This is a genomic window from Mitsuokella jalaludinii DSM 13811, from assembly GCF_000702905.1.
Taxonomy (GTDB): Bacteria; Bacillota; Negativicutes; order Selenomonadales; family Selenomonadaceae; genus Mitsuokella; species Mitsuokella jalaludinii.
The window spans coordinates 1-21,409 of the sequence record NZ_JNKR01000015.1 but is presented as its reverse complement, the minus strand read 5'-3'; the positions used below and the strand labels follow the sequence as shown (position 1 = coordinate 21,409).

26 protein-coding genes and 1 pseudogene are annotated in these 21,409 nt (G+C 62.7%); 23 read left to right on the top strand and 4 right to left on the bottom strand.

What is annotated here, in order from left to right:
• Nucleotides 1-5: 5 nt before the first annotated feature.
• From rsgA to rpsI, 23 genes are all read left to right on the top strand, one after another.
• Complete coding sequence (gene rsgA, locus T518_RS08080; protein ID WP_036378020.1) at nt 6-902, top strand: ribosome small subunit-dependent GTPase A; 897 nt, start codon at nt 6-8, stop codon at nt 900-902.
• Nucleotides 899-1,543, top strand: coding sequence for a ribulose-phosphate 3-epimerase (gene rpe, locus T518_RS08075; protein ID WP_036378015.1), 645 nt, complete (start codon nt 899-901; stop codon nt 1,541-1,543). The genes rsgA and rpe overlap by 4 nt, the downstream gene beginning before the upstream one ends.
• Nucleotides 1,544-1,574: 31 nt before the next feature.
• Nucleotides 1,575-2,258, top strand: a complete 684-nt coding sequence (gene queC / locus T518_RS08070; protein ID WP_036378010.1) for a 7-cyano-7-deazaguanine synthase QueC — start codon at nt 1,575-1,577, stop codon at nt 2,256-2,258.
• Nucleotides 2,258-3,046: a GTP cyclohydrolase FolE2 gene (gene folE2, locus T518_RS08065; protein WP_036378007.1), complete on the top strand. Its 789-nt coding sequence runs from the start codon at nt 2,258-2,260 to the stop codon at nt 3,044-3,046. The genes queC and folE2 overlap by 1 nt, the downstream gene beginning before the upstream one ends.
• A gap of 35 nt (nt 3,047-3,081) precedes the next feature.
• Nucleotides 3,082-4,068: a lysylphosphatidylglycerol synthase transmembrane domain-containing protein gene (locus tag T518_RS08060; RefSeq protein ID WP_036378004.1), complete on the top strand. Its 987-nt coding sequence runs from the start codon at nt 3,082-3,084 to the stop codon at nt 4,066-4,068.
• A gap of 10 nt (nt 4,069-4,078) precedes the next feature.
• Nucleotides 4,079-5,170 (top strand): cobalt-precorrin-5B (C(1))-methyltransferase CbiD, encoded by a 1,092-nt coding sequence (cbiD, locus tag T518_RS08055; protein WP_036378002.1) that lies wholly within the window; start codon nt 4,079-4,081, stop codon nt 5,168-5,170.
• A gap of 15 nt (nt 5,171-5,185) precedes the next feature.
• Nucleotides 5,186-5,848, top strand: coding sequence for a precorrin-6y C5,15-methyltransferase (decarboxylating) subunit CbiE (gene cbiE, locus T518_RS08050; RefSeq protein ID WP_036377998.1), 663 nt, complete (start codon nt 5,186-5,188; stop codon nt 5,846-5,848).
• The gene (gene cbiT / locus T518_RS08045) at nt 5,845-6,423 is read left to right on the top strand and encodes a precorrin-6Y C5,15-methyltransferase (decarboxylating) subunit CbiT (RefSeq protein WP_036377995.1); all 579 of its coding nucleotides are present in this window, start codon (nt 5,845-5,847) and stop codon (nt 6,421-6,423) included. Before cbiE ends, cbiT begins: the two co-directional genes overlap by 4 nt.
• 3 nt (nt 6,424-6,426) lie before the next feature.
• Nucleotides 6,427-7,182 (top strand): precorrin-4 C(11)-methyltransferase, encoded by a 756-nt coding sequence (cobM, locus tag T518_RS08040; protein ID WP_036377993.1) that lies wholly within the window; start codon nt 6,427-6,429, stop codon nt 7,180-7,182.
• A 77-nt stretch (nt 7,183-7,259) separates the two neighbouring features.
• Nucleotides 7,260-8,234, top strand: a complete 975-nt coding sequence (locus T518_RS08035) for a cobalt-precorrin 5A hydrolase (RefSeq protein ID WP_341459365.1) — start codon at nt 7,260-7,262, stop codon at nt 8,232-8,234.
• Between the two features lie 2 nt (nt 8,235-8,236).
• Complete coding sequence (gene cobJ, locus T518_RS08030; RefSeq protein ID WP_036377989.1) at nt 8,237-9,001, top strand: precorrin-3B C(17)-methyltransferase; 765 nt, start codon at nt 8,237-8,239, stop codon at nt 8,999-9,001.
• Complete coding sequence (gene cobK / locus T518_RS08025; protein WP_036377985.1) at nt 8,998-9,777, top strand: precorrin-6A reductase; 780 nt, start codon at nt 8,998-9,000, stop codon at nt 9,775-9,777. The genes cobJ and cobK overlap by 4 nt, the downstream gene beginning before the upstream one ends.
• A 2-nt stretch (nt 9,778-9,779) precedes the next feature.
• Nucleotides 9,780-10,415 (top strand): precorrin-8X methylmutase, encoded by a 636-nt coding sequence (locus tag T518_RS08020; protein WP_036377982.1) that lies wholly within the window; start codon nt 9,780-9,782, stop codon nt 10,413-10,415.
• Nucleotides 10,416-10,483: 68 nt separating this feature from the next.
• Nucleotides 10,484-11,845, top strand: coding sequence for a cobyrinic acid a,c-diamide synthase CobB (locus tag T518_RS08015; RefSeq protein ID WP_036377980.1), 1,362 nt, complete (start codon nt 10,484-10,486; stop codon nt 11,843-11,845).
• The gene (gene cobU, locus T518_RS08010; RefSeq protein ID WP_036377977.1) at nt 11,833-12,378 is read left to right on the top strand and encodes a bifunctional adenosylcobinamide kinase/adenosylcobinamide-phosphate guanylyltransferase; all 546 of its coding nucleotides are present in this window, start codon (nt 11,833-11,835) and stop codon (nt 12,376-12,378) included. The genes T518_RS08015 and cobU overlap by 13 nt, the downstream gene beginning before the upstream one ends.
• A gap of 36 nt (nt 12,379-12,414) precedes the next feature.
• Nucleotides 12,415-13,974, top strand: coding sequence for a cobyric acid synthase (locus T518_RS08005; protein WP_036377974.1), 1,560 nt, complete (start codon nt 12,415-12,417; stop codon nt 13,972-13,974).
• Nucleotides 13,971-14,921, top strand: a complete 951-nt coding sequence (cbiB, locus tag T518_RS08000; RefSeq protein ID WP_036377971.1) for an adenosylcobinamide-phosphate synthase CbiB — start codon at nt 13,971-13,973, stop codon at nt 14,919-14,921. The genes T518_RS08005 and cbiB overlap by 4 nt, the downstream gene beginning before the upstream one ends.
• 12 nt (nt 14,922-14,933) lie before the next feature.
• Entirely contained in the window at nt 14,934-15,710 is a 777-nt protein-coding gene (cobS, locus tag T518_RS07995) for an adenosylcobinamide-GDP ribazoletransferase (RefSeq protein ID WP_036377969.1), read from the top strand.
• Nucleotides 15,711-15,727: 17 nt separating this feature from the next.
• Nucleotides 15,728-16,597, top strand: a complete 870-nt coding sequence (locus T518_RS07990; protein ID WP_248617173.1) for a GHMP family kinase ATP-binding protein — start codon at nt 15,728-15,730, stop codon at nt 16,595-16,597.
• Entirely contained in the window at nt 16,594-17,682 is a 1,089-nt protein-coding gene (cobD, locus tag T518_RS07985; protein WP_036377967.1) for a threonine-phosphate decarboxylase CobD, read from the top strand. Before T518_RS07990 ends, cobD begins: the two co-directional genes overlap by 4 nt.
• Nucleotides 17,683-17,723: 41 nt before the next feature.
• Nucleotides 17,724-18,350, top strand: a complete 627-nt coding sequence (locus T518_RS07980; RefSeq protein WP_036377965.1) for a histidine phosphatase family protein — start codon at nt 17,724-17,726, stop codon at nt 18,348-18,350.
• Between the two features lie 163 nt (nt 18,351-18,513).
• Nucleotides 18,514-18,954 (top strand): 50S ribosomal protein L13, encoded by a 441-nt coding sequence (gene rplM / locus T518_RS07975; RefSeq protein WP_036377963.1) that lies wholly within the window; start codon nt 18,514-18,516, stop codon nt 18,952-18,954.
• Nucleotides 18,955-18,978: 24 nt separating this feature from the next.
• A complete protein-coding gene (gene rpsI / locus T518_RS07970; RefSeq protein WP_005838873.1) occupies nt 18,979-19,371 on the top strand; it encodes a 30S ribosomal protein S9 in 393 nt (130 codons plus the stop codon).
• Between the two features lie 115 nt (nt 19,372-19,486).
• Here the strand turns inward: rpsI and T518_RS11435 are convergent, their stop codons facing one another.
• The 4 genes and pseudogenes from T518_RS11435 to T518_RS07960 all read right to left on the bottom strand — a co-directional run.
• A complete protein-coding gene (locus T518_RS11435) occupies nt 19,487-19,924 on the bottom strand; it encodes a hypothetical protein (RefSeq protein ID WP_148485451.1) in 438 nt (145 codons plus the stop codon).
• A gap of 59 nt (nt 19,925-19,983) precedes the next feature.
• A pseudogene (locus T518_RS11430) lies at nt 19,984-20,577 on the bottom strand (PglZ domain-containing protein); the annotation flags it as partial.
• Complete coding sequence (locus T518_RS12460) at nt 20,517-20,684, bottom strand: hypothetical protein (RefSeq protein WP_353936041.1); 168 nt, start codon at nt 20,682-20,684, stop codon at nt 20,517-20,519. The pseudogene T518_RS11430 and the gene T518_RS12460, both read right to left, overlap by 61 nt.
• A 35-nt stretch (nt 20,685-20,719) precedes the next feature.
• A partial coding sequence (locus T518_RS07960) for an IS701 family transposase (RefSeq protein WP_036377960.1) occupies nt 20,720-21,409 on the bottom strand: 690 nt, incomplete at its 5' end.

Sequence of the window (21,409 nt, the reverse complement as noted above, 5' to 3'; positions counted from 1 at the left end):
GCTTTATGCTAGAAGGTCGCGTCATCAAGGCCTACAACAGTTTTTTCTATGTCATGACAGAGGCGGGGCTCGTGAGCTGCAAGCTCCGCGGCAGGTTCAAGAAGCGGCGTCAGAGCGCCGGCGTCGTGCCGGGCGACCGCGTCGTCATTGACCAGCTGCCCGACGGCACGGGCGTCATCGAGCAGCAGCTGCCGCGCGAGAACCTGCTGCGCCGCCCGGCGGTGGCCAATCTCACGCAGGTCGTCCTGACGTTTGCGGCGGCAGAGCCCGATCTCCATCCGCTGCTCCTGAACCGCTTCCTCGTGCTCGCGGAGTGGTCGGGCATCCCGAAGATCGTCATCTGCGTCAACAAGATGGACCTCCATGAAGGCCCCTGGCAGGATTTCCTGCACGATTACGAGGCAATCGGCTATCCCGTCGTGCGCGTCTCTGCCCATGAGGGGCGGGGAATCGAAGCGCTGCGTAGCCGCCTCAGCGGCGAAGTCTCCGTCTTTGCCGGGCCATCCGGTGTCGGCAAGTCCTCGCTGCTCAACGAGATCGATCCGTCGCTGACGCTCGCGACAGGCCATGTCAGCGAGAAGATCAAGCGCGGCCGCCACACGACGCGCGTCGCGGAGCTCCTTCCCTACGAAGGCGGCTACATCGTCGATACGCCGGGCTTCAGCGCCATGGAGATGACCGAGCTTTCAGTCACGGACCTGCCGCATTATTTCCCGGAATTCCGCAACTACGAGGGCACCTGCCGCTTCTCGCCCTGCAGCCACACGCACGAGCCGGGCTGTGCCGTCAAGGCGGCCGTCGAAGAAGGGCGTATCGCGCGAGAGCGCTACGATGCCTACGAACAGATACTCCAAGAAGTCAAGGAAGCACAGATGCTTGCCAGAAAGAAGGAATACAAATGATCAAGATTGCACCGTCCATCCTTTCCGCCGACTTTGCCCACCTGGCCGATGAGGTCAAGCGCGTCCAGGATGCTGGCGCGGATTACATCCACATCGATGTCATGGACGGCACATACGTGCCGAACATCACGCTGGGCTCGCCTGTCGTCAAGAGCCTGCGCAAATCATCGGATGCCGTCTTTGACGTGCACCTGATGGTCGAGCATCCCGAGACGCAGATCGAGGCCTTTGCTGAGGCCGGTGCCGACATCATCACCTTCCACGTCGAGGCGGCTAAGCACAGCCACCGCATCGTGCAGCAGATCAAGGCTGCCGGGTGCAAGGCGGGCATCGCGTTGAATCCGGGCACGAGCCTCGCGATGATTGAGGAGCTCCTGCAGGATCTCGACATGGTCCTCATCATGACGGTCAACCCGGGCTTCGGCGGCCAGAAGTTCATCGAGTCGCAGCTCGACAAGATCCACATGCTGCGTCACACGATCCAGGACATGGGCTTTGAGTGTGACATCGAGGTAGATGGCGGCATCAATGAGGAGACGAGCCTGCTCGTCCGCCAGGCCGGCGCCAATGTGCTCGTGGCCGGTTCGGCCATCTACGGTGCAGAGGATGTCGCAGAAGCCATCAAGAAGATCCGCGGCTGACAGCCGTTCTAGACGATAGGGAGTAATCATCATGGAAAAAGCAGTCGTTTTACTTTCGGGCGGCCTCGACAGCTGCACGTGCATGGCCGTGGCCAAGAGCAAGGGGTATGACGTATACCCGATCAGCTTCAACTACCACCAGCGCCACAGCATCGAGCTTGAGGGCGCCAAGAAGATTGCCGCGTACTACGGTGTCAAGAAGCATCTGATCATCGAGACGAACATGGAGGCCATCGGCGGTTCCGCGCTGACAGACGAGAAGATCGAGGTGCCGGAAGGCGATGTCAATCGCCACTCGGTGCCGCCGACGTACGTGCCGGCGCGCAACCTGATCTTCCTCTCGTACGCGATGGGCTACGCGGAGGTGCTCGGTGCGACGCACGTCTACATTGGCGTCAACTCCGTCGACTACTCGGGCTACCCGGACTGCCGCCCGGAGTTCATCCAGAAGTTCCAGGCGCTCGCCAACTACGCGACGACAGCAACGGCCGTCGAGGGCAGGAAGATCACGATTGAGACGCCGCTGCAGGACCTCTCGAAGAAGGACATCGTCTTGCTCGGCACAAAGCTCGGCGCGCCATTCCAGTTCACGCACAGCTGCTACAAGGGCGGCGAGAAGGCCTGCGGCATCTGCGACAGCTGCAAGCTGCGCCTGCGCGGTTTCGCTGAGGCGGGTGTCGAAGATCCCATCGACTACGAGACGAGGGAAATCTGATGCGCGACGTACAGAACCAGGCAGATGCGCGCGGCATTGCCATCCAGCGCGTCGGCATCAAGGATGCGCAGCTGCCTTTCCTGATCAAGACAAAGGACGGCGGCTTCCAGCAGGTCCTTGCGCGCATCCTCTTCACGGTCGCGCTACCGATGGAGTACAAGGGTACGCACATGAGCCGCTTCCTCGAGATTCTCATGCCGTGGAGCAAGAAGCCGCTGGCAGAGCCGGAAATGGAGGCCATGCTCGAAGAGGCGCTCGAGCGCCTCGACGCGCAGTCAGCTGAAGTCGAGCTCTCCTTCAAGTACTTCATCGACAAGGAGGCGCCCGTCAGCGGCCGCAAGTCCGTCCTGGACCTCGACTGCTTCTTCCGTGGCACGAAGGCACGCGGGGATAAGATGGCGTTCACGCTCGGCGTCGACGTTCCCTTCACCTCGCTCTGCCCGTGCAGCAAGGAGATCTCAAAGTACGGCGCGCACAACCAGCGCTCCGTCTGCCGCACGGCCGTGCGCTTCCAGGAGGGTACGGAGTGCATCTTCATCGAAGACCTCGCCGCGCTCATCGAGAAGCAGGGCTCTTCGCCCATCTATCCGCTCCTGAAGCGCGAGGATGAGAAGTACGTGACGGAAGCTGCCTACGAGAATCCCAAGTTCGTCGAGGACATCCTGCGCGACACGGTGCTCGCCCTGCGCAGCCTGCCGGGCATCGCCTGGTTCTCGATTGAATGTGAGAATTACGAGTCCATCCACAACCACAATGCGTTTGCGGCTCATGAAGAAACGGTCGTCTGAAGAGAAGGCGGCACGACAGCTGGATTGGAGTTTTCATGAATAAGTTTTACAAGCGATTCCTGATATTGATCGTCCTGGTGCTCGTGATTTCCGGGACCGTCATCTACACGACGGTGGACATCAACACGCTTAAAAACCTGACTCAGTTCAAGACGTGGTCGATTGCGCTGGCTATCTTTGCCGTGTCACTCGGGCTCTTCTTCGACGGCAGCCGACTCATGCATCTCGTCAAGATATCGGACGAGAAGATCACGCTGTATCAGGCCGTGCAGGTCATCTTCGGCAATTACTTCCTCGCGCTCCTGACGCCGGGGGCGACGGGCGGCGCGGTGGCGCAGCTGATGTTCCTGCGCCATGCCGGCGTGCCGACAGGCAAGGCAGCCGTGCTCGTCATCGTGCGCACGCTGCTCTCCATCCTGTTCCTCGTCCTCTGCATGCCGTTCATCTTCATGCACGATGCGGGCATCGTGCCGGGCATCTCGAACGACACGCTCATGGCCATCACGCTGACGGCCTTCGTCGTCATCATCGCCATCGTCGTGGGCGCAAGGCGCGGCTATCTCGATTACCTCGTCGTCCGCATCGCCCGCCACACGAAGAAGGAGCGGCGCTGCAAGATTATCGCCTTCTACCGCGATACGAAGAGCGCCATCGCGCTGCTCGCGGCCTCGCCGAAGGCCATGCTGCTCGTCTTTGCGGAGTCGGGGCTCAACCTGCTCTGCATCTACGCCATCGTGCCGTGCCTGCTCCTGGGCCTCGGCGTCACGGATGCTGACTGGTACAGCGTCATGGGACGCATGATCTTCCTGAACATGCTGCTCTACTTCACGCCGACGCCGGGCGGTTCGGGCATCGCTGAGGGCGGCTTCGTGCTGCTGTTCAGCGACACAGTGCCTGCGGGCACAGTCGGCATCATCGCGGTCTGCTGGCGCCTGATTGCAGAGTACATCCCGTTCCTCATCGGGCTCTACTACACGCTGACGGTATTCGGGCGCGACTTCCTCAACCGTCAGCTGCGCTGAGGTGGCTGTCATGAAGAACGGCTATACGACAGGCGCCTGTGCGGCGGCCGGCGTCAAGGCGGCACTGCTCTTCGAAGCAGGGAGACCCTGGCAGACAGTCCATCTCACGGCGCTCGACGGCACAGAGCTGACGATTCCCGTCAAGGCAGTCACGCAGACGGAGGGGGGCATCTGTGCAGAGGTCGTCAAGTTCTCGGGCGATGACCCCGACATCACGGACGGCGTTTCCGTCTTTACGACGGTCCGTCACGAGGACGGAGGTGCGATGACGTTCGCCGCAGGCGAGGGCATCGGCACGGTGACAAAGCCGGGCCTCTCGGTCCCCGTCGGCCAGCCGTCCATCAATCCCGGGCCGCGCGAGCTCATGCGCCGCGCGGCCTCTGATGTCCTCGGCACGAGCGACGGCCTGCATGTCACCATTGCAATCCCGGCGGGGAAAGGATTGGCCGAGAAGACGCTGAACCCCGTGCTCGGCGTCAAGGGTGGCATCTCTGTCATAGGCACGACGGGTGTCCTGCGGCCCATGTCAGAAGAGGGCTTCAAGAACTCGCTCGTGCCGCAGATCGATGTCGCGCGCGCGGCTGGGGCAGAGGAGCTCATCTTCGTGCCCGGCAAGATCGGCGAGAACTTGGCGAAGGCATGGGGCCTGCCGCAGAATCGGCTCGTGCAGACGAGCAACTTCATCGGCTTCATGCTCGAGAGGGCTGCGGAGCGCGGGATTGCCCGCGTCATGCTCTTTGGACATATTGGCAAGCTCAGCAAGGTGGCAGCGGGCGTCTTCTACACACACAACCGCATCGCAGATGCGCGCCTCGAGACGATTGCCGCCTATGCGGCAGCCGCGGGGCTCAGCACCGAAGGCGCGCGCCGCGTGCTCGCGAGCAATACGACGGAGGACGCCCTGACTGTCCTGCGCGAAGCGGGACTCGAGCAGGCAGTCTGCCGTGCCATCGCGGAGCGCGCCTCGGTGCGCGCCGAGCGCTACCTATTCGGCAAGATGAAGGTGGGCGTCGCCATGGTGACACTGCAGGGCAGGCTGCTCGGCATGGATGAGACGGCGCGCGAGATCGGGGAGAAGTATCACTGGCATATCAGCAAATAGGAGCAGGAGAGAAACATGAATGAGATCATCGTGGCCGGCATCGGCCCGGGCCATCCCGACTACATGCTGCCGGCGGCAGAGCGCGCCATCCGCGAGGCGAAGGTCCTCGTGGGCGGCCGTCGCGCGCTCGCGCAGTTCGCGCGGCCGCGGGGCGAAGGCCAGCTGACGATGGCCGTGACGGGCGACATCGATTCTGTCATGCAGTTCATCCGCGAGAAGCTGGAGCTGTCATCCGTCGTGGTGATGGTTTCGGGCGATCCGGGCTACTTCTCGCTGCTCGACGCGCTGCGCCGCCATTTCCCGCCCGCGTGCCTCCGCGTGATACCGGGACTCAGCGCCATGCAGCTGGCCTTTGCGCGGCTTGCCCTGCCGTGGCATGAGGCGCGCCTGCTGTCGTTCCACGGCAGGAAGCCCGCGGCAGAGCGCCTCGCCTATCATCCCGGCAGTGTGCTCGGCATGCTGACCGACAGGACATTCACATCGAAGACCATACCGGCTGTGCTGCTCGCGCACGGCTGGCCGCCAGAGACGCGCCTCTTCATCTGTGCGCGTCTTTCTTATGAGGACGAGCAGATTGTGGCGACGCGATTGTCCGAGGCGCAGGAGCTGCCTGAGCTGGGCGGCGTCATCCTGATCGCGGTGGACGAGACGGAAAAGAAAGAGGGGGACTGCAAATGAAGCTGGGACTGCCGGATGCGGCATTCGTCCGCGGCAAGGTGCCGATGACGAAGCAGGAGATTCGCATCCTGACGCTCGTCAAGGCGCAGATCGGGCCGCGCGATATCGTCTACGACATCGGCGCGGGGACGGGCTCGCTCTCCATCGAGGCGGCGCGTCTCGCGCCAGAGGGCCATGTTTATGCCGTCGAGCGCAAAGAAGAAGCCATCCGCCTCATTGAGGCGAATGGCGAGCGCTTCGGCCTCGAGAATCTATCCGTCATTGAGGCGGAGGCACCAGCTGGCCTCGAGAACTTGCCGCTGGCCGACGCCGTGCTGATCGGCGGTAGCGGCGGCCATCTCGCATCGATACTTGACTGTGTGGCAGGGAAAATGCGCGAGGGCGGCCGCCTTGTGCTCAACTGCATCACCGTGCAGACATTGGCGGCGGCGCTCGACTACCTCCATGCGCATGAGGCGGTCTACCGCTACGAGGCCATCCAGGTGCAGGTCAGCCGCCTGCGCCGTGTGGGACCCTACGACATGGCCGATGCACAGAATCCCGTTTACATCATTACCTGCACGAAGGAGGTTTGATTCATGGTACACATCGTTGGAGCCGGCCCCGGAGACCCGGAGCTCATCACGGTCAAGGGCAGGCGCTATCTCGAAGAAGCGGATGTCGTCATCTACGCGGGCTCGCTCGTCAACCCGGCGCTATTAGGTGTCTGCCGCGAGGACGCCGTCATCCACAATTCGGCGAAGATGACGCTCGAGGAAGTCCTTGCGGTCATCGAGGAGGCTGAGGCCGCGGGCAGGATGACGGTGCGCCTGCATACGGGCGATCCCGCCATCTACGGGGCCATCCAGGAGCAGATGGATGCGATGGCGAAGAAAGGCATCGCTTACGACGTCGTGCCGGGCGTTAGCTCGTTCCTTGCCTCGGCCGCTGCTCTGCGCCAGGAGTACACGCTGCCCGGCATCTCGCAGACGGTCATCATCACGCGTCAGGCCGGGCGCACGCCTGTGCCGGAGCGCGAGCAGCTGCGCGCACTCGCCGCGCATCAGGCGACGATGTGCATCTTCCTCTCTATCACGATGCTCGAGACGGTCATCGCTGAACTGATGGCGGGCGGCTACGCGGCGGACACGCCAATCGCCATCGTGCAGAAGGCGTCGTGGCCTGAGCAGAAGATCGTGCGCGGTACGCTCGCGACGATTGCAGAGCAGGCAGCTGAGGCCAAGATTGACCGCACGGCGATGATCGTTGTCAGCCGCTGCCTCGGCGCGGACTACGAGCTCTCGCGCCTCTACGCGCCGGAGTTCTCGCACATGTTCCGCAAGGCGAGCCGATGAGGACGGCCGTCTTTGCGCTGACAGAGGCGGGCGCGCAGATGGCAATGCGGGTGAAGCTTGCCTTAGGAGGTTCGGCTGTGCTCTTTGTCAGCAGCCGCCATCCCGTCGAGGGGGCGCAGACCTTCGGGCGCCTGCGCGCGGCGGTGCAGGAGAATTTTGCGCGCTACGATGCGCTCGTATTCATCATGGCGTCTGGCATCGCCGTGCGCAGTATCGCGCCGCACCTCGTGAGCAAACTCGAGGACCCCGCCGTCCTCGTGCTCGACGAGCGCGGGCAGCACGTCATCAGCCTGCTCTCAGGCCATGTCGGCGGGGCGAACCGCCTGGCGCGTGAGCTCGCAGCGTCGCTCGGCGCAGAGCCTGTCATCACGACGGCGACCGATGTCGAGGGAATCGTGGCGCCTGACGCGCTGGGCATGGAACTCGGTCTCTTCCCCGAGCCGCACGAGGCCATCCAGGCCGTTAACAGCGCCCTGCTGCGCGGAAGGTCTGTCGCTTATTACGTCGATCCCCGCTGTCATCTGGCCAGCTCCTACAAAGGGGCCTTGCGGCAGCGCGGCCTTTCCGTCTGCGACTTTGGCGCGGCAGAGCAGGATGAAGGGATGCAGGTCATCATCAGCCCTGATTCCTGCGGGAGACGGGCAGGCCGACTCTTCCTGCACCCGATGATGCTGCGCGCGGGCGTTGGCTGCCGCAAGGGGGCGTCGAGGGACGCGATACTCGCGGCACTTCGCGAGGCCGTCTCGCGCATCGCCATGCCGCTCGCGGCCATCAGCTCGCTCTCGTCGACTGTGTTCAAACAGGAGGAGAGGGGGCTTCACGAAGCAGCGGCAGAGCTTTGCATCCCGCTGACCTTTTACACGAATGAAGAATTGCAGCCCGTCATCGAGCGGTACGGGCTCGCGGAGTCCGATTTCGTGCGGCAGACAATCGGCATCGGCAACGTCTGTGAGGCGGCGGCTCTTGCGGCAGGAGGCGGGCGCATGGCGCTCGGCAAGACAAGATTTGAGAGAGTGACGGTGGCACTCGTATGGCAGAACAAGGAGCAGTAAATATGGCAAGAATCACAGTAGTGGGCATTGGCCCGGGCAGTCTTCTCGACATGACGCCGCGGGCGCGCGCGGCAATCGAGCGCGCGGAGGTCGTCGCGGGCTATACGACGTACATCCGCCTGATCGAGCCGCTGCTCGCGGGCCAATCAGACAAGGAAGTCATCGGCACGGGCATGATGCAGGAGATCGACCGCTGCCGCATGGCAGTCGAAGCGGCTGCTTCGGGAAAGGAGACGGTCGTCGTCTCGAGCGGCGATGCCGGCGTCTACGGCATGGCCGGGCTCGTGCTCGAACTGGTGCTGCAGAAGCCGTCGGCAGAACGCCCGGATTTTGGCGGCGTGATCGCCGGCGTATCGGCTGTCAACGCAGCGGCCTCTGTGCTCGGCGCACCACTCATGCACGACTTCGCCGTCATCAGCCTCTCGGACCTTCTGACGCCTTGGGAGACCATCTGCAAGCGCGCGGAGATGGCGGCGGCCGGCGACTTCGTCATCGCGCTCTACAACCCGAAGAGCAAGAAGCGCGTGCAGCAGATCGAGGAGATCCGCCGCATCGTGCTGAAGCACCGGGCTCCTGAGACGCCTGTCGGCATCGTGACCGCGGCGAGCCGTGCGGAGCAGTCAAAGGCCATCTCGACGCTCGCGGATTTCACGAAGGAGACGATCAACATGTTCTCGCTCGTCATCATCGGCAACTCCCAGACATACGTCAAGGAAGGATGGATGCTGACGCCGCGCGGCTACGGCAGGAAGGAGAGCGGTCTATGATCTTTGTCGCAGCGGGGACACAGGATGGGCGCGAACTCACGAAGCTGCTGCTCGACGCGGGCCATCGTGTGACGGCCTCTGTCGTCAGCCATTACGGCGAGCAGCTGCTCAAGCGTTGCGGCAGCGAGAGACTGACCATCAACGACAAGCCACTGGACCGTGAGGCGCTGGAGTCTTATCTGCGCGAGCACCGGGCATCCTGCTTCGTCGACGCGAGCCATCCCTATGCCGTGAACGTCTCAGAGAACGCGATGGCGGCCTGCCGTGCGCTCGCCATCCCGTATCTGCGCTACGAGCGGTCGCTGACAGAGCTCGAGGATACGTGGCGTTCGGCGATATGCCTCGTTCACTCGTACGAGGAGGCGGCTGAGGAAGCCTCGCGGCGCGGCAAGGTCGTCTTCCTGACGACGGGCAGCCGCAACCTGCGGCAGTTCACCGAGTCGCCGGCTCTCTCGGACTGCACGCTGATCGCGCGCGTGCTGCCGACGGCCGAAGTCATCGCGCTCTGTGAGGGTCTTGGTCTTTCGCCGAAGCAGATCGTCGCCATGCAGGGGCCATTCTCGCAAGCGCTCAATCGGGAGATGTTCCGCCAGTACAGGGCGGACGTCGTTGTGACGAAGAACAGCGGCGCGATCGGTGGTACGGACACGAAGATCGCGGCGGCCGTCGAGCTCGGCCTGCCCGTCGTCGTCATCGACCGACCTGTCCTCGCGTACGACCGCCTCGTGCATTGCTATGAGGATGTCCTTTCTTTTGTGAACAATCTGGAGGATTGATGATGGAATTTATCAAGCAGCCGATGGCAATCGAGCGCCGCAGCATGGAGCTCATCGCGCCGTACATCGAGGGACTTTCCCTGAGCGAAGCCGAGAAGAAGGTATACTCGCGCATCATCCACGCGGCCGGCGACGTCGAATACGCGCCGATCATCCGCATCTCAGAGACGGCGGTGGAGGAAGGCATCGCGGCTCTGCGCGGCGGTGCGGACATCTACACGGATGTCGAGATGGTCCGCACGGGCATCAACAAGCGCAAGCTCGCCTCATTTGGCGGAGCGGTCCACTGCCGGATACAGGATCCGGAGATCGCGGCGCAGGCCAAGGCTCAGGGCGTGACGCGCTCGCTTGCCGCCATGCGCAGCTTCGGAGCAGCGCTGACGGGCAGCGTCGTTGCCATTGGCAATGCGCCGACGGCGCTCTTCGAGGTCCTGCGCCTTGTGCGCGAAGAGGGCGTGCGCCCCGCCTGCATCGTCGGCATCCCCGTCGGCTTCGTCGGCGCGGCCGACTCCAAGAAGGCACTAGCCGAGAATCGTCTCGTGCCCTACATCACGGTCGAGGGCACGAAGGGCGGCAGTCCGATTGCCGCTGCAGCTGTCAACGCGATGCTCTATGAGATCGACAACAGCCGCGATTGATTTTTCTTGTGTAAGATGTACCAGATGCACGTCTCGATAGGATTCAGTCATTCATCAGGAGGTTTATCATGCGCTATTCGATTCCACGCTTAGTGATTGCCGCGACGCAGTCCGGCTCTGGCAAGACGACGATCGCGACGGGGCTTCTCTCGGCGCTGCGCGAGCAGGGCATTGCGGTCCAGTCCTTCAAGGTCGGCCCCGACTACATCGACCCGGGCTACCACGCGATGGCCAGCGGCCGGCCCGCTCACAACCTCGACAGCTGGCTCGTGCCGGAGCAGGTCTTGCCGAAGCTCTTCGCCAAGGCGATGGACGGCTCGGATATCGCCGTCATCGAGGGCGTCATGGGCCTCTATGACGGCGGCCGCGAGGGCATCAGCTCGACGGCTTCCATCGCCAAGCTGCTCAAGGCGCCTGTCGTGCTCGTGCTCGATGTCAAGTCGATGGGCGCGTCGGCCGCGGCCATCGCGCAGGGATTCCGCGACTACGACCACGAGGTCGACTTCGCCGGCGTCATCCTCAACCGCCTCGGCTCCGCGACGCACGAGGAGATGATCCGCAGCGCCATGAAGGATGCGGGAATCCGTGTGCTCGGCGCGCTGCACCGCGATGACTCGCTCAAGATGCCGGAGCGCCACCTCGGTCTTGTGCCTGCCGCCGAGAACGAGAGGGAGCGCGAGGCCATCGAGTCGATGGGCACGGCCGTCGCCAAGTCGCTCGACATCGAGGCCATCCTGCACCTCGCCTGCCTCGCGCCGGAGCTCGAGGCCGAGCCGTTTGACCTCGGGCAGGTGGCGGAGCGCTCGTGCCGCATCGGCATCGCGCGCGATGAGGCGTTCTCCTTCTACTACCCGGCCAGCCTCGCCGTGCTCGAGCATGAAGGTGCGGTGCTCGTGCCGTTTAGCCCGCTGCACGACGCAGAGCTCCCGGATGTCGACGGCCTCTTCCTCGGCGGCGGCTTTCCCGAGATGTTCGCCGCGAAGCTGCAGGAAAATGCCGCAATGCGCGCTTCCATCAAGAAGGCCGCGGAAAAGGGCATGCCCATCTACGCAGAATGCGGCGGCTACATGTACCTCATGCACTCGCTCCAGGATTTCACGGGCACGGAATACGCGATGTGCGATGTGCTGCCCGGCAAGGCAGCGATGAAAGAGAAGCTCCAGATGGTCGGCTACGTCGAGGCCGAGCTCATGGGGGATACGGTGCTCGGCAAGGCCGGCACGAAGCTGCGCGGCCACGAGTTCCACTTCTCGGAGGACGCTGTCGAGGGCAAGCGCCCGCTTCGCTTCGAGAAGCTGCGCACGGGCGAGCGCTATGAGGCGGGCGCGAGCCGCGGGAACGTGCTCGGCAGCTACCTGCACCTGCACTTCGCCGGCTGCCCGGAGGCCGCCGCTCACTTTGTGGAGGCTTGCACTTCATGGGCAAGATGATCCTCGTCACGGGCGGCGCGCGCAGCGGCAAGTCCGCGTTTGCCGAGCAGCTGGCTCGCGAGAGCTGTGGTAGCGTGGCCTACATCGCGACGGCCGAGGTCTGGGATGAGGAGATGGCGCACCGCGTCACCCTGCACCGCAGCCGACGGCCCGCTGGCTGGAAGACGTACGAGGCGCCGCGCGAGGCAGCTGCAGTCATCCGTGAGGCGGGACGGGAGCACGGCGTCATCCTCTTTGACTGCGTGACCATCTACCTCAGCAACATGCTCTGCCGCGAGGCGGAGCCGTATGATGAGGCGCACCTGACCGCGCTCGTGCGGGGCGAGATGGCGGCACTTGTCGAGGCGGTACAAGGACTGCCCCAAGAGGCGGAAGTCCTCTTTGTGACGAATGAGGTCGGGGCCGGCATCGTGCCGGAGAACCGCCTCGCGCGTCTCTACCGCGACCTCGCGGGCCTTTCGAACCAGCAGCTCGCCGCGGCCGCCGATGCAGTCTACGCCGTGCTCTGCGGCATCCCGCTGCGCATCAAGTGATATGTTCCAGTGAGACAGATAAGACAGATAGGAGGCATGGTTTTGGAATCCATTATGCTCATGGGCACGAGTTCGCACGTCGGCAAGAGCATCCTGACGACGGCGCTCTGCCGCATCTTCTACCGCGAAGGGCGGCGCGTCGTGCCGTTCAAGGCGCAGAACATGGCGCTCAACTCGTATGTCACGAAGGATGGCCTGGAGATGGGCCGGGCGCAGGTCGCGCAGGCGGAGGCAGCCGGCCTTGAGCCGATGGTGGACATGAATCCCGTGCTCTTGAAGCCGACGGGCAATTCCCGCTCGCAGGTCATCCTCGCGGGCCGCTCCATCGGCACGATGAGCGCGCGGGAGTACCATGCCGGCTATTCGCTCGAGGCATTCGGCGAGGTCAAGGCGGCCCTCGCGCGCCTGCAGCAGGATTTCGACACGCTCGTCGTCGAAGGGGCCGGCAGCCCCGCTGAAGTCAACCTCAAGTCGCACGATATCGTCAACATGCGCGTGGCAAAATACCTGCAGGCACCCGTGCTGCTCATCGCGGACATCGACCGCGGCGGCGCACTGGCCTCGCTTGTCGGTACGCTGGAACTCCTCGATGAGGAAGAGCGCGCGCTCGTCAAGGGGCTCGTCATCAACAAGTTCCGCGGCGATGTCTCGCTCTTCACGCCAGCTATCGACTTCCTCGAGGAGAAGACGGGCAAGCCAGTGCTCGGCATCGTGCCCTACATCGAGGACATGGGCATCGATGACGAGGATTCCGTCTCGCTCGAAGAGCGTGAGGAAAAGCAGGAGAAGAAGGCCGAGATCCGCATCGCCGTCATCGAATTGCCGAAGCTCTCGAACTTCACGGACTTCGACGCGCTCGCCGACGAGCCGGACGTCGAAGTCACCTATGTGCGCCGGCCAGAAGAGCTCGGCAGCCCCGACCTCATCATCCTGCCCGGTTCGAAGAACACGACGGAGGACCTGCTCTTCGTGCGCGAGTCGGGCCTCGAGGCGGCCATCCGCACGAGCGTCGAGGGGGGCACGCCGCTCATCGGCATCTGCGGCGGCTACCAGATGCTCGGCGAAGCGATTGCCGACCCGCATCGCGTGGAGTCGGAGCACGGCGAGGTCAAGGGACTCGGCTACCTGCCGATGAAGACGACCTTTGCCGAGCAGAAGCACACGCGCCAGGTCACGGCCGACTGCCCGGGCATGGAGTTCTTTGGCTGCACGCTTCTGGGCCGCGGGATGGCCGGTTACGAGATCCATATGGGCGAGACGGAGTTCACTGCGCCCGTGCGCCATCCCTTCTACATCCATGCGGAGAGGGGGGAGACGAGCCGCTGGGACGGTGCGCTGCGCGAGGACGGCCTTGTCTTCGGCACCTACATCCACGGCCTCTTCGACGACGACGCCTTCCGCCGCCAGCTCATCAATACGCTGCGCATCCAGAAGGGCCTGCCGCCGCTCGCCATCCAGCGCAATCGCCGCCAGCAGAAAGAGCGCGCCTACGAGCATCTGGCCGACGTCGTCGAGAGTGCCTTGGATATGGAAAGAGTCAGAGCCATTATGGCGGAGATGGCAGAAGAGCAGTGCGATAGGGGGGAGTGCGAATGAACGTTGCGATCTTTGCCTTTATCATCGACACGATCATCGGCGATCCGCGCTCGCGCTTCCATCCCGTCGTGCTGATCGGCAAGCTCATCTCCTTCCTCGAGCGGCTCTACTACCGCGAGGCGGACGGCGACCAGAAGAAATTCCTCTGCGGTGCCATCCTCGTGCTGCTCGTGCTCTTCATCACCTACGATGTGGCGGCGGGCATCATCTACCTCTCGTACGCCATTCCGTGGGAGTGGGGCACGATGGCCGTCGAGGCTCTGCTGCTCGCCTTCACGATCTCGCCCAAGAGCCTCGCGAAGGCCGGCCGCGGCATCTACGCATTGCTCCTGACGAATGAGCTCGACAAGGCGCGCAAGGCCGTCGGCTGGATTGTCGGGCGCGACACAGAGGAGCTCGATGAGTCGGAGGTCGCGCGCGCGACCGTCGAGACAATCGCCGAGAACACGGTCGACGGTGTCATCGCGCCGCTCTTCTTCTTCGTGATCGGCGGCGTGCCGCTGGCCTTCCTCTATCGCGCGGCCAACACGATGGATTCGATGATCGGCTACAAGAACGAGAAGTATCTCTATTTTGGCAAGGCCGCGGCGAAGCTCGACGATGTGCTCAACTACATCCCCGCGCGCATCACCGCGGTGCTCTTCATCATCTCAGCCTGGCTTTTGGGCTTCGACTCCCGCAATGCCATGCAGATGATGCGCCGCGATGCCGCCAAGCACCCGAGCCCGAACGGCGGCTATGCGGAGGCGACGGTGGCCGGTGCACTGCACATCCGGCTCGGCGGCATCAACTCGTACTTCGGCAAGAAGTCGTTCCGCGCCTACATGGGCGAGGCCATCGAGCGCACGGCCCCCAAGCACATCATGGAGGCCATCCGCATGATGTACACGGCGACCGTCCTTTTTCTGATCTTTGCCTATGCGCTCTTGAAGTGCATGGGATATTAAAGGAGAATCACATTGCGAAGCTTTCTGACTGCACTTCAGTTCCTCACGCGCATCCATCTCGTCCGGCAGGAGAACCTGACGGCGGAGGATTTCGGCCGCAGCACGCGCTTCTTCCCGCTCGTCGGCGTCGTGCTCGGCGCGCTCTACCTGCTGGCTGCACTCGCCTGCCTGGCCTTCCTCGGCCTGCCGTCCTACACGGGCAAGGCCATCCTCGTCTTGCTGCCGCTCCTCTTGACAGGCGGCCTGCACGCCGATGGCTTCATGGACACGGTGGACGGCCTCTTCTCGGGCCGCAGCCGCGAGCGCATGCTCGAGATCATGAAGGACAGCCGCACGGGTTCATTTGGCGTCGCCGCGTTTGCCGGATTGCTGCTGCTCAATTGGTCGCTGCTGCTCGACCTGCCGGCGCCCGTCTTGCTCATCGGCATCTTCATCATGCCCATCATCGGCCGCATGGCCATGCTTCTTGCCGTCGCGCACTTCCCGTACGCGCGTCCGAGCGGCATGGGGCAGGCCTTTGCGGCGATGGCCGACCGCAGGGCAGTCCTCATCGGCCTCGTGACTTCGCTAGTCTTTGTCGCGCCGTGGGGTATTGCCGCCATCGCCGCCCTGCTTATCGGGCTGCTCTTTGCCTTCCTGTTTGGCCGCTATGCGGAAAAGAAGCTCGGCGGCCTGACGGGCGATGTCTACGGCGCCATCGAGCTCATGACAGAGGTGCTCGTGCTCTTCGTCCTGTTCCTCTTCGCCGTGCTCCCATTTGACCGCGCGGGCTGCTTCCTCTGGATGTGATGGATTCGATGGACGTGATGGAAGTGTTGGATGTCACAGTGCGAGTGCCGGGGTCCTGCGGTGAGCTGCTGCAGGGCTGGCATCGCGGCGAGCCTTTCCTCGTGACCTGCCCGATCGCGCGCTATACGACAGTCAGGGCCGCAACTTCCCTGCAGGGGCTCATCGGCCTCGGTGAGAAGACGCGGTGCGCATTGCAGCTCTACCTGCGCGAGGCGGGCATCGAGAAATTTCCCTTTGGCATGCAGCTCACGTCCGAGCTGCCGCGGGGCAAGGGCATGGCCTCGTCGAGCGCCGACATCGCCGCCGTCCTCGCGGCCGCATCGCTTGCGCTCGGGCGGCCGCTCGCGCCCGAGGCCATCCTGCACCTTGCCGTGCAGGTCGAGCCGACGGACGCCGTCTTCCTCCCGGGCATCGTCTGCCTCAATCAGGTGACGGGGCGCGTGCAGCGCGTTTACCGTCGTCTCTCGCATCCGTACCTGACCATCTTCGATACGGGCGGCACGGTCGACACGGCCGACTGCCATGCCTGTGCTGCAATAGCGGGAGAGCGCGGCAGCCGTCCCTGGACGGACTTGCTCGAAGCTTTGGCAGAGGGAGAGAGGCGCATGGCAGAGGCCGCGACGCAGAGTGCGCTCTGGAATCAGGCACGACTGCCAAAACATTGCCTCGAAGCCCTGTTGCAGCAGGCGAGGGACATTGGTGCTCTGGGGCTCGTGGCCGCGCACAGCGGCACGGTCATCGGCGTCATCTGGCCATCGCAGATGGCGCGCGGGCAGATCGAGTGCCGCTCGGCACACCTTGTCCGGCAGTTTCCCGAGCTCACCTGCCTCGGCATCTCTTTGATGCGCAGCGGTGGTATAGAATATATGAGAAAGGATGATGCATGATGCAGGAAGAACTTCGCTTTGTCCACGGCGGCAATGTCTATGAGCCGACGGCAGATGGAGAGCCATGGCTTGACTTTTCGGCCAACATCAATCCGCTCGGCCTTTCGCCGCGCGTGAAAGAGGCCCTCGCGGCGCATCTCGACGGGGTCATCCACTATCCCGACCCCGCGATGCGCGAGCTTCGGACGGCCCTCTCTGCCTATTATGGCAGGGCTCCCGGCGACTTTATCCTCGGCAACGGCGCGGCGGAACTCTTTTACCTCTACGCTTTCGTCACGCGGCCGAAGCGTGTCCTCTTGCCTGTGCCCGCCTTCAGCGAGTACGAGCGGGCCGCGCATGCCGCGGGCGCTGCCGTGTCGTACAGCCCGCTCGAGGAGAGGGAGGGCTTCGAGCCGGACCTCATCTTCCTGGCAGAGGAAGCGCGGCGCGTCGAGGCCGACTGCATCGTGATCGGCAACCCCAACAACCCGACGGGCACGCTCGTGGAGCGCGAGGCCATTGCAGACCTCGCGCGGGAGCTCCTGCCGCTCGGCACACAGCTCGTCGTCGACGAGTCCTTCCTCGACTTCCGCGAGGATGAGGCGCGCTTTACCGTGCGCCAAGAGCGTCTAGAAAATCTCTTTCTCGTGCGCTCCTTAACGAAGTTCTTCGCAATCCCCGGCCTGCGCCTCGGTTTCGCCATCGGCAGCCCCGCGCTGCTCGCGCGGATGGAGGCAGCCAAGGACGTCTGGAATGTCAACGTGCTCGCGCAGGCCGCGGGCGTGGCGGCGCTTGCCGACACGGCCTATCAGGTAGAGTCGCGCGCGTTCATCGCAGGGGAGAAGGCGCGCCTGGCTCAGGCACTGGCCGCTCTGCACGGTGTCACCGTCTTCCCGCCGAGCGTCAACTTCATCCTCGTGAAGCTTGCTCCCGCGGAGCGGGCAGAACGGCTCGTAAAGTATCTGCGCGCGCGCCATATCCTCGTGCGCGACTGCCAGCACTACCCCGGTCTAGCGCCGGGCTTCCTGCGCCTCGCCGTGCGCACGCGCGCAGAGAACGAGGCACTGCTCGCCGCCTGGCGGGATTTTGACCGCATGGACCCATGACCTTATTTTTGGATAGATTCTGGATGGATTGGAGAGTTCCTATGACAAAGATCATTTTTGTGCGCCATGGCCAGACCGAGTGGAATGTGCTCGGCCGCTACCAGGGCCAGACGGACATCGCACTCTCGCCGCTCGGCATCGAGCAGGCTGAGAAGCTTGCGGCACACTTCCCCGTGGACAAGGTGGAGGCCGTCTACTCGAGCGACCTCGTGCGCGCCATGATGACGGCCCGCTGCGTCGCCGACCGCTTCGGCCTGACAGTCGAGCCGCGCCCCGAGCTGCGCGAGCTCAACTTCGGCGACTGGGAGGGCCTGACGTACGACGAAATCGTCGCCAAGTGGCCCGATGCCCTCAATAATTTCTTCCAGCATCCCGACGTCCTCGAGATCCCGCACGGTGAGAGCTTCCCGAAGCTGCGCGAGCGTGCGCTCGATGCCGTCGAGAAGATCGTGGCCTGCCACCCTGAGCAGACCGTTGCCGTCTTTGCGCACGGCGCCATCCTGCGCACCATCCTGACGGCCGCCCTGCACATGGACCTCAAGTACGTCTGGACCATCCGCCAGTTCAACACGGCCGTCAACATCGTGACGTACACCGAGCACGGCACGACAGTCGAACTGCTCAATGGCACAGGACATCTGAAGTATGCACAGGGGACTGTGGATTAATTTTATTTTCTGGTGAAAAATCCCTTGACTTTCTCGGGACTTTTCTTTAGAATAATTCTATGTGATGTCATGGACGAGCGTTTCCATTAGCCCCGGAAGCCTGTTTCGATACATCATACTACATGAATAATTGACATTGAAAAAACTCTAGGGGGGAAATCGCATGAAGACAACGTTTATGGCAAATGCATCCAATATCGAGCGCAAATGGTACGTTGTAGACGCTGAAGGCCAGACTGTCGGCCGCCTCGCAGCTGAAGTCGCAAAAGTTCTTCGCGGTAAAAATAAACCGACCTTTACTCCGCACGTTGATACGGGTGATTACGTCATCGTCATCAATGCAGAGAAAGTAAAGTTCACGGGTAAGAAACTCACGGATAAGACGTATTTCCGTCATTCCGGTTACCAGGGTGGCACGACGTTCACGACGGCTGGCCACATGCTGGAGCGCTTCCCGGAGCGCGTTCTCGAGCATGCAATCAAGGGCATGCTGCCGAAGAACCGTCTCGGCGCTCAGATGTACCGCAAGCTCAGCGTTTACGCTGGCCCGGAGCATCCGCATGCAGCTCAGAAGCCGGAGAAGCTTGAGCTGAACATCCGCTAATCTGGAAAGGGAGGAACATAACACATGGCAGAAGTCATCTACTACGGCACTGGCCGCAGAAAATCGTCCGTTGCCCGTGTTCGTCTGGTTCCAGGCGAGGGCAAAGTCACGATCAATGGTCGCGACATGGAAGAGTATTTTGGTCTCAAGACTCTCGAACTCATCGTTCGTCAGCCGCTGAACCTCACGGAGACGGTTGATAAGTACGACGTCATCGCAAACGTTGCTGGTGGCGGCGTCACGGGCCAGGCTGGCGCAATCCGCCACGGCATCACCCGCGCGCTCATGGAAATGAACGCAGAGCTCCGTCCGGCCCTCAAGAAGGCTGGCTTCGTTACGCGTGATCCGCGCGAGAAAGAGCGCCGCAAGTATGGCCTCAAGAAAGCCCGCAAGGCTTCCCAGTTCTCGAAGCGTTAATCACTCGCTTTACACGAACATACAAGTCCCACCGGTCCTTGGCCGGTGGGACTTTTTGTGCAAGAAAGGAGCCGCATGACGTGCTGTCATGCGGCTCCTTGATTTTTGCAGAGAATCACTCCATGAAGTTGAAGTCATCCTTCTGGAAGACGGTGTCAATCTGGAAGGAGACTTTCTGCACGATCTCGCCGTTGTCGGTGTTGTGGATGACGAGGAAGTACTCGGCATTGCGGTTGTAGTCGCCTGCCTTGAGGTTGAAGGTGCAGCGGAAGATGCGGTCGGCATTTTCCTGGCTGACCTTGTCGGCGATGATTTTCTGGATGTCGCTGACGACGTTGCCGTAGGCGTCGGTGAAGTAGACGTCGAAGTTCGCGGGGATGAAGCCTGTGCCGACGGCCTCGACCTGGTAGAAGTTCAGGCTGAAGCTCATGTTGCTGACCTTGTGGCCAGAGCTCAGCAGTCGGACGCTCGCGGGCTTCATGGCGTATTGCTCGGCGTGCTTCTTGTAGGCGGCCGAGTCGGAGCGGATGTGCTTGAAGTCGATGACGGGCACGACCATCTCCTGCAGGCTGGCGCCGCCGTGGACGAAGTTCAGGCCGCTGCCCTTGATCTTCAGGCGGATCTCTGCTCGCGTGGCGCGAAGGCCTTGTAGGGCGCAGCGCCCTTCATGAAGTTCACGGGCAGCAGGTGATCGGACTCGGCGTCCGGTGTGGTGATGACGTAGCGGCGGGCCTGCTCGATGACCTGGTCCTTCTGCAGACCGCTCCCTGCCTTGCTGTCCTCGGTGAGGGGCTTCATCGTGTAGAGGAAGCCGTGGTCGGCTGTCAGCAGGATGCTCGTGCCGGTGAACTCGTTGACGATGATGCGCACGAGGTTCTTGAGCTCGGCGATGGCCTCTTCGCAGGCGGGGAAGACCTTCTTGTCGTCCGTGTGGCTGGCTGCGTTGATGGTGTCGTGGTAGATGTAGACGACATCCATGCCGCGCACCTTGGCAGAGCGCTCGCTGCGCTTCATGGCGATGATGTCCGTGGCCTTGAGGGCGACGCTCTTCGGATTGGCGGCCTTGAGCACAGCGTCGCGGTTCGGAGCCTCGGTCGACTGGCCGTCGGCGAGTACGGCGAGGCCGCTTCCCGCTGGCGCGACTGTCAGCTCCTTGTGCGGCAGCAGCGCTGCCATGCCGAACTTCGTGATGCTCGGGAACATGGACTGGTAGCTCTCGTGAGCTGGACCTCGCTCGGGATGTCGCGCTCGAGCTCCTGCGCGAGCGTCGCGGCGACCTCGTAGCGCATGGCATCCGAGATGATGACGAAGATGCGGCTCGTGATTAGAATACAGCAGTTTACAGCTTTTAAGCCGCTTGCTCATCGCCCCGAGCCAATGCTTGCAAGGCCCTGAGCAATGTGCTTGAATTTATGCTACTTTGGGCTTTGGACACCAAAGTGGCGAAAAATACTTCCTTGTGGATCTGCTGGCTCAGTGCGTGCCGCAGCTCTTGCGGGCTCTTGTCCTGGTAGGCACTCAGCCGCTCGTCCTCGTACGGCAGGATCTTCATAAGAGCGTGTCCGGCATTCGTCAGGTTCAGCAGATGCTCAATCGCAGTCCTTGTGCGAACTTTGTAGCTGCCGAGCTCCCAGAACATCTTCTGCTCGTAGTAGTTCGTCTCAATGCCCCAGCGGAGCTTGTAGAGCTTGAGCGGGGAAATCGCCATATGCTTGGAACTGGTGTTGCGGAGTCCTTTGTTCTCCTGCCAAGCAATGCTCATATGCAGCGCCATCGGATCTATTGTGCTGAAAAAGAGACGGTACGAGCCACTCTTGCTCAACGTCACATAGGCATGGACGGTATGGTCGCCAAAGATGCGCGTTTTCACCAGACGGTGAGCAACAAAATAGTTGTCCATCCGGCAAAGGTAATTCGTGAGATCATTGGCAATCTCGTCCAGCATCAAGCGTTTACCATACTTTGGTGGACGGCCGCGACGGCCTGCCGTCGAATCCGGCAACTCGAACATGGCCGTATCGTGGCGTGCATTGCAGAT